This is a genomic window from Mesorhizobium sp. M1088, from assembly GCF_040318575.1.
In the GTDB taxonomy this organism is placed as follows: domain Bacteria; phylum Pseudomonadota; class Alphaproteobacteria; order Rhizobiales; family Rhizobiaceae; genus Mesorhizobium.
Genome location: NZ_JAMYMO010000009.1, coordinates 153,184 through 166,291 on the forward strand (window position 1 = coordinate 153,184; position 13,108 = coordinate 166,291).

The 13,108-nt window shown below is 62.5% G+C and carries 15 protein-coding genes and 1 pseudogene; 9 read left to right on the forward strand and 7 right to left on the reverse strand.

The window, feature by feature from the left end; genetic code table 11:
* Positions 1-90: 90 nt before the first annotated feature.
* Positions 91-1,032: a sugar ABC transporter substrate-binding protein gene (locus NKH49_RS14460; protein ID WP_352614967.1), complete on the reverse strand. Its 942-nt coding sequence runs from the start codon at positions 1,030-1,032 to the stop codon at positions 91-93.
* 309 nt (positions 1,033-1,341) lie between these two features.
* Positions 1,342-2,373: a LacI family DNA-binding transcriptional regulator gene (locus NKH49_RS14465; RefSeq protein WP_023677522.1), complete on the reverse strand. Its 1,032-nt coding sequence runs from the start codon at positions 2,371-2,373 to the stop codon at positions 1,342-1,344.
* Positions 2,374-2,489: 116 nt separating this feature from the next.
* Here NKH49_RS14465 and NKH49_RS14470 point away from each other — a divergent pair, with 116 nt between their 5' ends.
* The 5 genes and pseudogenes from NKH49_RS14470 (at position 2,490) to NKH49_RS14490 (ending at position 6,508) form a co-directional block, all read left to right on the forward strand.
* Positions 2,490-3,638, forward strand: a complete 1,149-nt coding sequence (locus NKH49_RS14470; RefSeq protein WP_502907883.1) for a fatty acid desaturase family protein — start codon at positions 2,490-2,492, stop codon at positions 3,636-3,638.
* Positions 3,639-3,678: 40 nt separating this feature from the next.
* Positions 3,679-3,993 (forward strand): MocE family 2Fe-2S type ferredoxin, encoded by a 315-nt coding sequence (locus tag NKH49_RS14475; protein ID WP_352472320.1) that lies wholly within the window; start codon positions 3,679-3,681, stop codon positions 3,991-3,993.
* A 14-nt stretch (positions 3,994-4,007) separates the two neighbouring features.
* Positions 4,008-4,199: pseudogene (locus NKH49_RS14480) on the forward strand (FAD-dependent oxidoreductase); the annotation flags it as partial.
* Between the two features lie 152 nt (positions 4,200-4,351).
* On the forward strand, positions 4,352-5,347 hold the full coding sequence (locus NKH49_RS14485; protein ID WP_352926364.1) for an NAD(P)/FAD-dependent oxidoreductase: 996 nt from the start codon (positions 4,352-4,354) through the stop codon (positions 5,345-5,347).
* A gap of 231 nt (positions 5,348-5,578) precedes the next feature.
* Positions 5,579-6,508, forward strand: coding sequence for an IS110 family RNA-guided transposase (locus tag NKH49_RS14490; protein ID WP_352926367.1), 930 nt, complete (start codon positions 5,579-5,581; stop codon positions 6,506-6,508).
* A gap of 208 nt (positions 6,509-6,716) precedes the next feature.
* Here the strand turns inward: NKH49_RS14490 and NKH49_RS14495 are convergent, their stop codons facing one another.
* The 5 genes from NKH49_RS14495 to hslV form a co-directional block, all read right to left on the reverse strand.
* Positions 6,717-7,676 carry a DUF1402 family protein gene (locus tag NKH49_RS14495; RefSeq protein ID WP_352926370.1) on the reverse strand — a complete coding sequence of 320 codons (960 nt, stop codon included), beginning with the start codon at positions 7,674-7,676 and terminating at the stop codon, positions 6,717-6,719.
* Between the two features lie 182 nt (positions 7,677-7,858).
* Positions 7,859-9,172 (reverse strand): ATP-dependent protease ATPase subunit HslU, encoded by a 1,314-nt coding sequence (hslU, locus tag NKH49_RS14500; protein WP_254815924.1) that lies wholly within the window; start codon positions 9,170-9,172, stop codon positions 7,859-7,861.
* Between the two features lie 4 nt (positions 9,173-9,176).
* A complete protein-coding gene (locus NKH49_RS14505; RefSeq protein WP_254815925.1) occupies positions 9,177-9,773 on the reverse strand; it encodes a DUF2585 domain-containing protein in 597 nt (198 codons plus the stop codon).
* A gap of 4 nt (positions 9,774-9,777) precedes the next feature.
* Positions 9,778-10,320, reverse strand: a complete 543-nt coding sequence (locus NKH49_RS14510; RefSeq protein WP_352472585.1) for a GNAT family N-acetyltransferase — start codon at positions 10,318-10,320, stop codon at positions 9,778-9,780.
* Complete coding sequence (hslV, locus tag NKH49_RS14515; protein ID WP_352616829.1) at positions 10,310-10,861, reverse strand: ATP-dependent protease subunit HslV; 552 nt, start codon at positions 10,859-10,861, stop codon at positions 10,310-10,312. Before hslV ends, NKH49_RS14510 begins: the two co-directional genes overlap by 11 nt.
* A gap of 225 nt (positions 10,862-11,086) precedes the next feature.
* Between hslV and hisB the strand changes: the two genes are divergently transcribed.
* Genes hisB through NKH49_RS14535 form a run of 4 tightly spaced genes read left to right on the forward strand, consistent with a single transcriptional unit; the run spans position 11,087 to position 13,108 of the window.
* A complete protein-coding gene (gene hisB, locus NKH49_RS14520) occupies positions 11,087-11,686 on the forward strand; it encodes an imidazoleglycerol-phosphate dehydratase HisB (RefSeq protein WP_352472583.1) in 600 nt (199 codons plus the stop codon).
* A 2-nt stretch (positions 11,687-11,688) separates the two neighbouring features.
* Positions 11,689-12,162 (forward strand): DUF2628 domain-containing protein, encoded by a 474-nt coding sequence (locus tag NKH49_RS14525; RefSeq protein ID WP_352451667.1) that lies wholly within the window; start codon positions 11,689-11,691, stop codon positions 12,160-12,162.
* Between the two features lies 1 nt (position 12,163).
* On the forward strand, positions 12,164-12,814 hold the full coding sequence (hisH, locus tag NKH49_RS14530; protein WP_023677533.1) for an imidazole glycerol phosphate synthase subunit HisH: 651 nt from the start codon (positions 12,164-12,166) through the stop codon (positions 12,812-12,814).
* 3 nt (positions 12,815-12,817) lie between these two features.
* On the forward strand, positions 12,818-13,108 hold the full coding sequence (locus tag NKH49_RS14535; RefSeq protein ID WP_352472581.1) for a DUF1330 domain-containing protein: 291 nt from the start codon (positions 12,818-12,820) through the stop codon (positions 13,106-13,108).

The window sequence follows — 13,108 nt, forward strand, 5'->3', positions numbered from 1 at the left end:
GTCTCCACTCGGCGCTGTTCAGGCCGAGAGGGAAAAGCAGAGCGGCGCTGTCTTACTTTGGCGCGCCGCTCCGTATCGGACAGGTCCGCCTCAGTTCTTCTTCAGGAACTTGTCGATATTTGCCGGCGTGACCAGCTGGAACGGGATGTAGACCTTGTGCTCGACCTTCTCGCCCTTCGCCAGCTTGAGCGCCGCGTCAAGCGCGCCGGCACCCTGGCCGGCCGCGTCCTGGAACACCGTCGCATCGAGGTCGCCCGCCTGCATCGCGGCAAGCGCATCCTGGGTAGCGTCGACCCCGCCGACGACAACCGACTTCATGTCGATGTTGGCGGCCTTCATCGCCTGGATGGCGCCGATGGCGCTTTCGTCATTATTGGCGATGACGCCGTCGAACGGCTTGCCGGTCGACAGCCAGTTGGTCATCAGGTTCTGCGCTTCTTCGCGCTTCCAGTTCGACGTCTGCTTGTCGATGATCTTGATGAAGCTGCACTCCGGCGTGGCGATCACGTCGTCAATGTCCTTGGTGCGCTGCACCGCTGCCTGGTTCGACAGCTCGCCCATGATCACATAGACGTTGGCTTCAGTCTTGCCGGCCTCCTTGAAGAGGCGGCAGACCTCCTTGGTCTCGAGCGTGCCGGAATCGGCTTCGTTCGAGGCGACGAAGGCCTGGTTTTCGGGCAGCTTGTCGACGTTGACCGGCTCGCGATTGACATAGACCAGTGGAATCTTGGCAGCGGCGGCTGCGTCCGACATTGCCTGGGTCGCCGAGGTGTCGACCGGGTTGACGATGATGGCGTCGACGCCTGAGGCGGCGAAGTTCTTGATCTGGTCGAGTTGCTTGGCGACGTCGTTCTGCGCATCCTCCACCTGCAGCTCGACGCCGTCCATGCCTTTAGCCTGTTCAATCATGCCATTGCGCAGCACGGTGAGAAAATTGTCGTCGAACAACGCCATCGAGACGCCGATCTTGGCGGCAAAGGCGGACGAACTCATCAGCGCCGCGAAAGCGACGCCCAAAAGCAGTTTCTTCATTTTATTTCTCCTCCACATTGGTGTCCGGCTGCACCGATCTACCCGGAATCCCCGATCTCGCAGGGAATTCTCTCCCGATTGCCATTTTTGGTTCCAGAGGCATTTGCCTGAAACAGATCTTCCGGAACGAAAGAACCAAAATGCTCAGATGGTGAAATATTTATTCCATTTCGCGTGGGCGTCAAGCGAGATTTCGCCATGAGGAATGGATTTTCGGCATTTCGAGCGCTTTTGGACGGACGCTCAGGCAAGCGAGGCCTGGAAGCATTCTGATAGATTACATCATGTCTGCCGCCGATGACCGCGACGTCAGATGTTTTCTGGCAGATAAATGTCGAAGGGCAGAAAGGTCTGGCCCGGCGCATTCGCAGCGCCGGTCTCAATGGCATGCGCCATCAGCCCGACAAGCTCGCGGCAAAGCGCCGCCAGTGGCGTCGAGATCACCATGGTCAGGAAATTATCCGCCAGCGCCGCGCGGGAGTCGGGCGTGATCTCGTTGCAGACGACCGCCGGCATCTCAGCCGGCTTTGCCTCCCTCAGCGCCGAGATCGCGCCTTCCATGCCGCCACCGGCGACATAGCAACCGGCGAGATCAGGGTGGCGGGCCAGAAGCTCGATCATTGCATCATGCGTGATCTGGTTCGCTTCCAGATTGACCAACGTCTCGAGGAGAGTGAATTCCGGCGCCTGCTCTCGAAAGAAGGAGCGAAAACCGATCTCGCGAAGCTCATGGCCATGGAAGCGATGGCTGCCGACGAAGAGGGCAACCTTGCCAGGTCTCTTCGCGGCCTTCGAGATCATCCAGGCAGCGGTGCGGCCGACCTTGCGATTGTCCAGGCCAACATAGCCCTCGCGAATACCGGACGCAAAGTCGGAAAGCAGGGAGAACACCGGTACGCCATTGGCTTTGAGAGCCTCGACGGCGACCGTCAGCGTCGGGTGATCAGGCCCGACCAGGGCGACGGCCCTGGATTTGGCGGCCAGCTTGCGCATCCGCTCGACGATCTCGTCCGGCGCCAGCGAAGCGGCGAAGTCGATGGTGGCCACGCCGCGAAAGCGCGGCGACTGCGATACCGCCAGTTCAAGCTCGCGGGCAAATTCGCTGTAGAAGACGTCCTCCCGCCTCAACAGCAGGAACCCGAGCCGGTATTCGGGCAATTCATGGCGCATCCGCTGCTTGATCAATCCGGCTGCGTGATAGCCGATGCTGGTCGCGGCCTCATAGACGCGGCGCGCGGTTTCCTCGCGCACCGGCAAGCGGTTGTTCAGCACCCGGTCGACGGTGGCAACGCTGACCCCCGAAATGCGCGCCAGGTCGGTGATCGTCGGCCGTTTCGCCATCGCTGCCTCATTCCACTGTTTGGCCCTTTTACACCATTCTGATGGAAAATGATAGAAACTATCTTTGTGATATTGAGCCTATCAGGGCTCGGCGTTATTTTGAACGCTGACCGAATATGATCGAGGCCTCCGCCATGGTGGATATTGGACTCCGAACCGGGAATACGAGCTCCGCAGCAGCGTCCCGACGCGACTACAGCCTGATCGGCCGCGACGCGAAGCTTGCCGTCGAGAGCGGGCTGGCGGCGGCCGAGTGGTATCACACCGACGTGCCGCGCAAGCAGATGAAGGAGCTGATGCAGCGCTCCGACGGCCCGGCGATCCGCGACACCATCATCTGGCTCGGCACCATGATCCTCAGCGGCGCCGGCGCCGCCTGGTTCTGGGGCAGCTGGTGGTGCGTGCCGTTCTTCTTCGTCTACGGCGTCCTCTACGGTTCCTCCACCGACTCACGCTGGCACGAATGCGGCCACGGCACCGCTTTCAGGACGCAGTGGATGAACGACGTGGTCTATCAGGTCGCCTGCTTCATGATCATGCGCAACCCGGTGACCTGGCGCTGGAGCCACACGCGACATCATACCGATACCATCATAGTCGGCCGCGATCCGGAGATCTCGGTGATGCGTCCGCCCGATCTGCTGCGCGTGGTGCTCAACTTCGTCGGCATTCTCGACGCCTGGCATGCGATGAGCGACATGCTGCGCAATGCAGCCGGTATCGTCAGTCCGGCCGAAAGAACCTTCATTCCCGACCAGGAGCAGCCGAAGGCAATTCGCATTGCCCGCATCTGGACGACAATCTATGCCGCGACCATTGCGCTGGCGCTCTATACCGGCTCGTTCCTGCCGCTGATGCTGGTCGGTCTGCCCAGGCTTTACGGTGCCTGGCACCATGTCATGGTCGGCCTGCTGCAGCATGGCGGCCTGGCTGAAAACGTCACCGATCACCGGCTCAACAGCCGCACCGTCTACATGAACCCGATAAGCCGCTTCATCTACTGGAACATGAACTACCACGTCGAGCATCACATGTTTCCCATGGTGCCCTATCACGCGCTGCCCAGGCTGCACGAACTGATCAAGCACGATCTGCCGGCGCCGACACCATCCATCCTGGCCGGCTACCGCGAGATGATACCGGCTTTCCTGCGCCAGCTGCGCAATGAGGATTATTTCATCAAGCGCGAACTGCCGCCGACGGCGCGGCCCTATCGCGAGGATTTCCACAGCGATAACGCTGCTGTTGCGGTGGCTGCTGAATGACAAGCCCATGCCAACGCACCAAACATCGAGGGACCCGTAAATGAGCGACTGGGTCGAGGCCTGTGACGCCGAGGACATCGACGAAGAAGACGTGATGCGCTTCGACCATGGCGGCCGCACCTTTGCCATCTATCGCAGCCCCGACGACGGGTATTTCGCCACCGACGGGCTTTGCACGCATGAGAAGGTGCATCTGGCGGACGGGCTGGTCATGGACGACGTCATCGAGTGCCCGAAGCATAATGGCCGCTTCAACTACAAGACAGGGGCTGCCAGGGGCGCGCCGGTCTGCGTCGATCTAAGAACTTATCCGGTCAAAGTCGACGCCGGCAAAGTCCTTGTCCGGATCGGTTGATGATGACGAAGGGAATGGTCATCATCGGCGCCGGCGAATGCGGCGGGCGCGCCGCCCTTGCGCTGCGCGAGCTCGGCTATGATGGCCCGGTGACGCTGGTCGGCGACGAGCCGCATCTGCCCTATGAGCGCCCGCCGCTGTCGAAAGACGCGATGGTTGCCGACGCGCCCCTCATCAAGGCGATCGCCAGTGAGGCGGTTCTGGCCGAAAGATCGATCAGGCATATCCATTCGGTCCAGGCGGTGGCGATCGTGCCCGGGGGGGCAGTGGTGGGGCGCGGGGGCGGGTGCGCCCGGGGCGACGCCAAGCAGCAGCGGGGGGCCGGGTGGGTGGCGGCCCACCGGCCGCAGGCGGGGCGGTGGGGGGGGGCCGGGGCGCGGCGCCGGCGGCGGCCGCCCCCCCCCACGGTTCCGCCCTGGCCTACGACAAGCTCCTGCTGGCGACCGGTTCGGTGCCGCGCAAGCTGCCTCTGCCGGGCCTTGGCGGGCGCTGCGTCTACCTCCGGACCTTCAACGACGCGCTGGCCATTCGCGCCCATCTCAGCGCCGGAAATCGCATCGCCATAGTCGGCGGCGGCTTCATCGGGCTTGAGCTTGCCGCGGCGGCACGCAGACTGGGTGCCGCGGTCACCATCATCGAGGCGCAGCCGCGCATCTTGATGCGCGGCGTGCCAGCCGAGATCGCTGAGGTCATCCATCAGGCGCATGAAGCGGAAGGCGTGAAAATCCTGTGCGGCGAGGGCATCGCCGCCATTGCCGATGATGGCGCCGAAGTGCGCATCGCGCTCGCCGGTGGACACGACATTGTCGCCGATCTTGCCGTGATCGGCATCGGCGCCGTGCCGGTGACCGGACTTGCCGCGGAGGCGGGGCTGACCGTCGACAATGGTGTCGCCGTCGACGCCGAGCTTCGCACCAGCGACCCGGATATCTTTGCCGCCGGCGATTGCTGTTCGTTTCCGCTCGCCATCTATGGCGGCCGGCGCGTGCGGCTCGAAGCCTGGCGCAACGCACAGGAGCAGGGCGCGCTCGCCGCAAGGAATATGCTTGGCGCCGGCGAGGCCCATGCGGCGGTGCCGTGGTTCTGGTCGGATCAGTACGGCCTGACCTTGCAGATCGCCGGCCTGTCGGACGAAGGCCGCAGCATCGTGCGCCGCGACCTCGGCGACGGCGCCTTCATCCTGTTCCACCTCGCCGAAGACGGCAGGCTGGTTGCGGCAAGCGGCATCGGCGCCGGCAACGCGGTCGCCCGCGACATAAGGCTGGCCGAGATGCTGATTGCGAAGCAGGCAAGGCCGGCGCCGGAAGCGCTGGGCTCGCAGGCGATCAAGCTGAAGTCGCTGCTGGCGGCATGAACGCCGCGCCAAATGTCGAGGTTGGCGCCGCCCCTCATTTGCCTGCCGGCATCTTGTAACTTGTTTCTTGCCGACTCTGCTATGAAGGCAGGTGCGGTGGCGGACGGGAGACCGGAGCATCTTTGGGTGATCGAGCCCGTGGGAGAGCAAGGGTCTTCGTCCGCCGTTCCATCGAACCCGAACAGTCGCCTGGGCCGCAAGCGAAGCCCGATTAGGCAAGGATGGGACAGGATGGAAATCATTGTTGGCATCGACGTTTCCAAGGATCGGCTCGACGTGCATGTTTTGCCGTCGGGCGAGGCGTTCTCGGTGGAGAATGACCACGCCGGGGTGGAGGATCTGGTTCGGCGGCTGGCAGCCCTTTCGCCGACCGTTGTCGGATTGGAGTCGACAGGCAGCTTCGAGAGACTGGCGGTCGCCGCCTTGGCAGGCGCCGGCCTGGCGATTGTCGTGGTCAATCCGGCGCAGGTGCGCGCCTATGCCAATGCACTCGGCAAGCGGGCCAAGACCGACCCGATCGATGCCGCCGTCATTGCCGCTTTCATCGCTGCGACCAAGCCGCAATTGCGGCCATTGCGCGACGCCGAAACCGAGGCCCTGGCCGAGCTCGTCGCCCGCCGGCGTCAGATCGTGCAGATGATCGTGGCGGAGGAGAACCGTGCTCGCACGGTCATCGCGAAACAGGCGCAAAAGAGCATCCAGCGGCTGCTCGTCGCGCTTCGGCGTGAGCTGGCAAGCCTCGATGCGGGCATGGACGATCATATCCGCAAGTCCCCAGTCTGGCGGGTCAACGAAAAGCTGCTTTCCTCCGTGCCGGGTGTCGGTCCTGTCGTTGCCCGCAGCCTGATCGCCGAAATGCCGGAACTGGGCAGCCTCGACCGCCGCCAGATCGCCGCGCTCGCCGGCCTTGCGCCATGGACGAGGCAGTCCGGAAAATGGCGTGGCAAGAGCTTCATTGGCGGTGGCAGGAGCCACGTGCGCGCCGCCCTCTTCATGGCCGCCCTCGTCGCCATCAGGCACAACCCCGTGCTCAAGGCTTTCCGCGACCGCCTGGTCGAGGCCGGCAAGCCGAAGATCGTCGCCGTCGTCGCCACAATGCGCAAGCTTCTCACCATTCTCAACGCTATCGTCCGGGATCAAAAACCGTGGCAAACAGCTTGACAGCCAAGACAGTCGCTCTCCCCGTATAGTGACGGGGAGAAGGGGCTGTCACGAGCGTTGGCGCCCTTTCTGCGGCATTCGAGATTGGCGAAACCATCGGCGCAGGCTTCTTTCTCCCCGTCACTAAACGGGGAGAAATGCCCGGCAGGGCAATGAGGGGCGGCGCCAACGCCCAAAAGTGGGTGAAACCTGAATCTCGACGCTCGCCTTAAAACAGCGCTTTCAGCTCCGGCAGCTTGTCGTTGACCAGCCAGCCATAGTAATTTTCCTCGGGCAGCTTTTCCGGCTCGCCCGCAGCGCGGCGCTTGTCGTTCTCGGCCTTCAGCGCATAGGCGCGCTGTTCGGGATTGCCGACATTGTAGAGCGTCGACGTGATGCCGGGATTGCCTGAGATGTCGAAGCCGGCAATGCTTCTATAGGCGTCGATCGATTTCCGGATTGTTGCCGCGACATAAGGCAGTGTCAGGTCAGGGTCCATGATGGTCTTGTAGACTGCATTGGGGTCGCCGACGTCGAGTTCCGGCAGGCCGGAAACCTCGTGCACGAGGTCGCTCATTTGCAGCGCCGTCAGCGGATTGAGCTGGCCAAGGCCAAAAGTCTGCCCGGCATAATAAGGCTGGAAGAAAGTGGCGCCTAAGCGGTCGTTGGGAAAGCTCTCGCCGTCGACGGTCTTGCCGCGGAACGACCGGTTCCACACCTGTTCGCGGCACTCCCAAAGATCGTAGCTGTCGGACTTCCCTGCGCATTTCGCAAATTGCGGCCGCTGCACGAAATCGGAGATGTCCTCGCCATCATAGGCAAAGGAGAGCTTGCTCGACAGATACGAAATCGCCTTGACGTAGTAGGTCTGCAGCCGGTCGTAGGCATCGACATTGTAGGTGTGCTCGCCGACGATGGCGCCGACGATATGCATTGGGTCGATGCCATAGGCCGCGGCTGCCTGCTTGATCTTGCCGCGCAGCTCGGCATCGTTCTGGAGCAGCGCAAAGACTTTGCGGTATTTCGCCTGGAAGGTGGTGTTGGTCGCCTGGGTGCGCCGGCTCGAAGCGCCCGGTATGTCGGGCTGCTCGGTGTTGCGGTTGCCCGGCGGCACCATCGTTGCCGCTTGCGCGGCGAACATGGCTGCCGCCAGCGTCAGCCCCAAAATGACGAGGATCAGTTTTTTCATGCGCCGCCGCCCAAATAGTCGCCGGCAAACTAGGTAATGCTCCACCGGGAGTCGAGAGACGCCTGCACCCGACGGGACGAAAGCTTGCCGGATGCTTCCATTTGGCCACACATCGGGAATGCTGGGCCAAATTGGGGAGGCCGGGAGCAATTCCCCGACCCTCTTCGAGAATGGAGCGTCTCCTACAGGATGAAACGCGACAAGTCCGTGTTTCTGGAGAGGTCGCCGACATGCTTCTCGACATAGGCGGCATCGATGGTCACCGAGGTGCCGTTACGGTCCGGCGCGTCATAGGAGATGTCGTCAAGCACCCGCTCCATCACCGTCTGCAGCCGCCTGGCGCCAATGTTCTCGACGCTGGCGTTGAGATCCACGGCGATGCCGGCCAGCGAATCGATCGCGTCATCGGTGAAGACCAGGTCGACGCCTTCGGTCTTCATCAGCGCGATATACTGCTTGATCAGGCTGGCTTCGGTCTCGGTGAGGATGCGGACGAAATCGTCCTTCTCCAGCGCCCGCAGCTCGACGCGGATCGGCAGGCGGCCCTGCAATTCCGGCAGCAGGTCGGAGGGCTTGGCGACGTGGAACGCACCCGAGGCGATGAACAGGATGTGGTCGGTCTTCACCGGTCCATATTTGGTCGCAACCGTGGTGCCTTCGACCAGCGGCAGCAGGTCGCGCTGCACACCTTCACGCGAAACACCGGCACCGATGCCGCCTTCGCGCGAGGCGATCTTGTCGATCTCGTCAAGGAAGACGATGCCGTCATTCTCGGTCGATTCGAGTGCCCTGCGCACCACTTCGTCCTGATCGAGCAGCTTGTCGGACTCGTCGCTGATCAACAGCCCGTAGGACTCCTTGACCGTCGTCTTGCGCAACTTGGTCTTCTTGCCGCCCATCGCCTTCGACAGCATGTCGTTGATGTTGAGCACGCCGATATTGGCGCCCGGCATGCCGGGGATCTCGAAACCGGGCATGCCGCCATTGCCGGTATCGGCCACTTCGATCTCGATCTCCTTGTCGTCGAGCTCGCCGTCGCGCAGCTTCTTGCGGAAACTGTCACGGGTGGCCGGGCTCGCCGTCTTGCCGACGAGCGCTTCGAGCACCCGTTCCTCGGCGTTGATGTGGGCACGCGCCTTAACGTCCTCGCGCATCTTCTCCCGCACCAGCCCGATGGCGATCTCGACCAGATCGCGGATGATCTGCTCGACATCGCGGCCGACATAACCGACCTCGGTGAACTTGGTGGCTTCGACCTTGACGAAAGGCGCACCGGCAAGGCGTGCCAGGCGGCGTGAAATCTCGGTCTTGCCGACACCGGTCGGGCCGATCATCAGGATGTTCTTCGGCATCACCTCTTCGCGCATCTGGCCCTCGAGCTGCTGGCGGCGCCAACGGTTGCGCAAGGCAATCGCCACGGCACGCTTGGCGTCTTTCTGGCCGATGATGAAGCGGTCGAGTTCCGAAACGATTTCGCGGGGAGAGAAGGTGCTCATGTCACTAAATTCCACTTTGCCACTGCCGAATGGACTCGAACGGATGCAGCAGCATGATCACGTTGAGTGTCAGATTGTCCCGGATGAGATAGCCGACACCGAATTCGAAGATGAGGGCGAGGGTCACGATCACCCATATAGGAAGCCTTCGCGCCATGACAAACCCCAGCACCATAGCCAGCGTGTCGGACACCGAATTGATGATGCTGTCGCCATAATAGTCGAGCGAGATCGTGCCGGCGCGATAGCGGTCGATGATGAAAGGGCTGTTCTCGAGCAACTCCCAGCCGCCCTCTATCACCACCGCAAAGGCCAGCCTGAGCCCGATCGGCGAGCGCGGGAAAAGGAACCACGCCAGCGCATAGAACAGGAAACCGTGAATGATGTGCGAGAAGCTGTACCAGTCGGAAATATGCTGGGAATTCTCGGAGCTCTGCACAATGCCGTGCCACAGCTTGACATAGCCGCAGGTACAGATCGGCGTCCGCCCCATGCCGTAGAGGACCCCGGCCTGGAAGATGACCAGGCCGAGAACCAGCAGAAGCCCCATTCGCCAGCTGTCTTCGTAGGCCGAGACGGTTTTGTCGCTGGATACGCTCATGCTGCTATTGCCCCTCTTTTGCCTCACCCTGTCCGGCGTCGCCCTCTGGGGCATCAATCGCCATCAGCACGGCATCGCCATATTCCGACTTCCTGCGATCGATAGCCCTGAAACCGGCCTTTTCATAGGCACGGATAGCCCGTGCATTGGCGGGGTCCGGGTCGATGATGACGCGCGGCGTACCTTCCTCGAAAAGCTGCTCGACGAACTGCCGGACGATCGCCGAGCCGTGGCCGACCCCGACAAGCCCCGGCACGCCGATCGACAGATCGATGCCGAGCGTGCCGAACGGCTGGTCGCTATAGGGATGGCCGTCCTCCAGATGCGGATCGTAGCTCTGCAAATAGCCGATGGGCTTTCCGTCGAGCTCGATAATCAGCGGCTCGACCGAAATGCTGTCGATATGCTCGCGGATCTCCGCAATCTCGGTCTCTGGGTCGTTCCACCATTCGGCGACATGCGGCTCGGCAAGCCAGCCGGCGATCATCGGCAGGTCCCTCTGGATCACCGGCCGAAAACCATAGCGGAGGCTCCGCTCAGGCGGCATCGAGGGTTTCGACGACGAAGTTGTTGTTTGTGTAGACGCAAATGTCTGACGCGATCTGCATCGCCTTGCGGGCGATGTCCTCTGCGCCCTTGTCGCTGTCCATCAAAGCGCGTGCCGCTGCCAGCGCGTAATTGCCGCCGGAGCCGATGGCCATGACGCCAAATTCGGGCTCCAGCACGTCGCCGGTGCCGGTCAGCGCCAGCGACACCGACTTGTCGGCCACCAGCATCATTGCTTCCAGCCGGCGCAAATAACGGTCGGTGCGCCAGTCCTTGGCGAGCTCGACGCAGGCACGTGTTAGCTGGTCGGGATATTGTTCGAGCTTGGCTTCGAGCCGCTCCAGCAGCGTGAAGGCATCGGCGGTGGCCCCGGCGAAGCCGGCAATGACGTTGCCGCTTTTGCCGATGCGGCGCACCTTCTTGGCGTTGCCCTTCATGATGGTCTGGCCGAGGCTGACCTGGCCGTCGCCGGCGATCACCACCTTGCCGCCCTTGCGCACGGTCAGGATGGTCGTGGCATGCATGGTCAGTTCATTCGACATTTTCTGCTCCGATCAGCACCGATCCCATCGAGGCGATCGGCGCGTTACGAGTGACTTGATCGGCCATATGTATGCATAGGCCGGATGATTGCAAACCGGCCATCCGCCGGGCCGGACTGTGCTCCGCAGCGGTAACTGGCAATCGCCGGATCATGCTGCTAGAAGGCTTTCGTTTTCAGGCATGTGAACGCCTGAACCGTGCAAATCTGAGACAAGGATGAGGTCATGGCGCCCCGTTCCGCCGAGATAAGCCGCAAGACCAGGGAAACCGACATCGCCGTGTCGGTTCAGGTCGACGGCTCGGGCAAATCCGACATTTCGACGGGCGTCGGCTTCTTCGACCATATGCTGGACCAGTTGTCGCGCCATTCGCTGATCGACATGACCGTGAAGGCCAAGGGCGACCTGCACATAGACGACCACCACTCGGTCGAGGATACGGGCATCGCGCTCGGCCAGGCGCTGGCCAAGGCGTTGGGCGAGCGGCGCGGCATCATGCGCTACGCTTCGATCGATCTCGCCATGGACGAGACACTGACGCGGGCGGCAATCGATGTCTCCGGCCGGCCTTTTCTGGTCTGGAATGTTTCGTTCTCGTCGCCGAAGATCGGTACGTTCGATACCGAGCTGGTGCGCGAATTCTTCCACGCGCTGGCGCAGAATGCCGGCATCACGCTTCATGTCACCAATCATTACGGCGCCAACAACCACCACATCGCCGAGACCTGCTTCAAGGCCGTGGCGCGTGTGTTGCGTTCGGCGCTTGAGCGCGACCCGCGCCAGCCGGACGCGGTTCCCTCCACCAAGGGATCCCTGAAAGGATAGTCATGGCCATCTATGTCGTGATGAAGCCGCCAGGCCGCAGCGAAAGCGTGGACACTACCTTTATCCGTGACGGCTTTGCCTGGCTCGGCTTCCTGGTGCCGCCGCTGTGGCTGGCCTGGCACCGGCTGTGGGTCGAGGCGGCATTGGCGTTTGTCGCCATGGGCCTGCTCTCGATGCTAGGCGAAAGGCTGGACCTGGAAACAACCGGCTCGCTTTTATCCCTGCTTGTCATGCTCTTTGTCGGACTGGAAGGGCAGGGCTTGCGGATCGCAGCCCTGCGCCGTCGCGGCTGGCATGAATGGGGCGTGGTCGAGGCCGACAGGCTCGACGACGCAGACCTCCGCTATGCATTGGAAGCCGATGCTCAGTCGGATGAACAACCGACGGTGCAACGCATCGTCCCAGACGCAGCACATGCCCGGTCGGCGCAGATGGGCCTGGCGCTGGGGCTGAACCATATTCCGGGAAAGCCCTGAGATGAGGGTAGCGATCATCGATTACGGGTCGGGCAATCTGCGCTCGGCCACCAAGGCCTTCGAGCGTGCCGCGCATGAAGCCGGTATTGCCGCCGCGATCGAACTCACCGCCGATGCCGAGCGGGTCAGGACCGCCGACCGCATCGTCCTGCCCGGCGTCGGTGCCTATGCTGATTGCGCCGCTGGACTGCGTGCGGTCGCCGGCATGTGGGAAGCGGTCGAGGAGGTGGCGATCGCCAAGGCTCGGCCGTTCCTCGGCATCTGCGTCGGCATGCAGCTGATGTCGGAGCGAGGCCTGGAAAAGACCGTCACAAAGGGCTTTGGCTGGGTCGCCGGCGACGTCAAGGAGATCACGCCGGCCGATCCGACACTGAAGATCCCGCAGATCGGCTGGAACACGATTGACCTGAAGCGCAAGCATCCGCTGTTTTCCGGCATTGCGACGGGTGGCAAGGGACTGCACGCCTATTTCGTCCACTCCTACCATCTCGATGCACGGAAGGAGGATGAGGTGCTGGCGGTTGCCGACTATGGCGGCCCGGTAACGGCCGCTGTCGCTCGCGACAACCTCGCCGGAACGCAATTCCACCCCGAGAAGAGCCAGGCGCTGGGCCTGGCGCTGATCACCAATTTCCTAGGCTGGAGGCCCTGAACCATGAGCAAGAAGGGCTATTGGATGGCAATGGTCGATGTCCGCGATCCCGAGATCTACAAGCGATATATCGAGGCCAATGCCGCGGCTTTCGCGAAATACGGCGCGAAGTTCCCGGTGCGCGCCGGGCGGTACACCAGCCCGGAAGGACCGGCAGGCAATCGCCACGTGCTGGTGGAATTCGAATCCTATGAAAAGGCGCTGGAATGCTACGGCTCGCCTGAATACCAGGAGGCGTTGAAGTACAGGCTCGCCGGCTCGACCGGCCACTTTGTCATCGTCGAAGGCGCCTGA

Excerpts from the sequence above, each read along its gene's own strand:
- NKH49_RS14460 (WP_352614967.1), bottom strand. The coding sequence starts at position 1,032 with ATGAAGAAACTGCTTTTGGGCGTCGCTTTCGCGGCGCTGATGAGTTCG.
- NKH49_RS14465 (WP_023677522.1), bottom strand. The coding sequence starts at position 2,373 with ATGGCGAAACGGCCGACGATCACCGACCTGGCGCGCATTTCGGGGGTC.
- NKH49_RS14470 (WP_502907883.1), top strand. The coding sequence starts at position 2,490 with ATGATCGAGGCCTCCGCCATGGTGGATATTGGACTCCGAACCGGGAAT.
- NKH49_RS14475 (WP_352472320.1), top strand. The coding sequence starts at position 3,679 with ATGAGCGACTGGGTCGAGGCCTGTGACGCCGAGGACATCGACGAAGAA.
- NKH49_RS14490 (WP_352926367.1), top strand. The coding sequence starts at position 5,579 with ATGGAAATCATTGTTGGCATCGACGTTTCCAAGGATCGGCTCGACGTG.
- NKH49_RS14495 (WP_352926370.1), bottom strand. The coding sequence starts at position 7,676 with ATGAAAAAACTGATCCTCGTCATTTTGGGGCTGACGCTGGCGGCAGCC.
- hslU (WP_254815924.1), bottom strand. The coding sequence starts at position 9,172 with ATGAGCACCTTCTCTCCCCGCGAAATCGTTTCGGAACTCGACCGCTTC.
- NKH49_RS14505 (WP_254815925.1), bottom strand. The coding sequence starts at position 9,773 with ATGAGCGTATCCAGCGACAAAACCGTCTCGGCCTACGAAGACAGCTGG.
- NKH49_RS14510 (WP_352472585.1), bottom strand. The coding sequence starts at position 10,320 with ATGCCGCCTGAGCGGAGCCTCCGCTATGGTTTTCGGCCGGTGATCCAG.
- hslV (WP_352616829.1), bottom strand. The coding sequence starts at position 10,861 with ATGTCGAATGAACTGACCATGCATGCCACGACCATCCTGACCGTGCGC.
- hisB (WP_352472583.1), top strand. The coding sequence starts at position 11,087 with ATGGCGCCCCGTTCCGCCGAGATAAGCCGCAAGACCAGGGAAACCGAC.
- NKH49_RS14525 (WP_352451667.1), top strand. The coding sequence starts at position 11,689 with ATGGCCATCTATGTCGTGATGAAGCCGCCAGGCCGCAGCGAAAGCGTG.
- hisH (WP_023677533.1), top strand. The coding sequence starts at position 12,164 with ATGAGGGTAGCGATCATCGATTACGGGTCGGGCAATCTGCGCTCGGCC.
- NKH49_RS14535 (WP_352472581.1), top strand. The coding sequence starts at position 12,818 with ATGAGCAAGAAGGGCTATTGGATGGCAATGGTCGATGTCCGCGATCCC.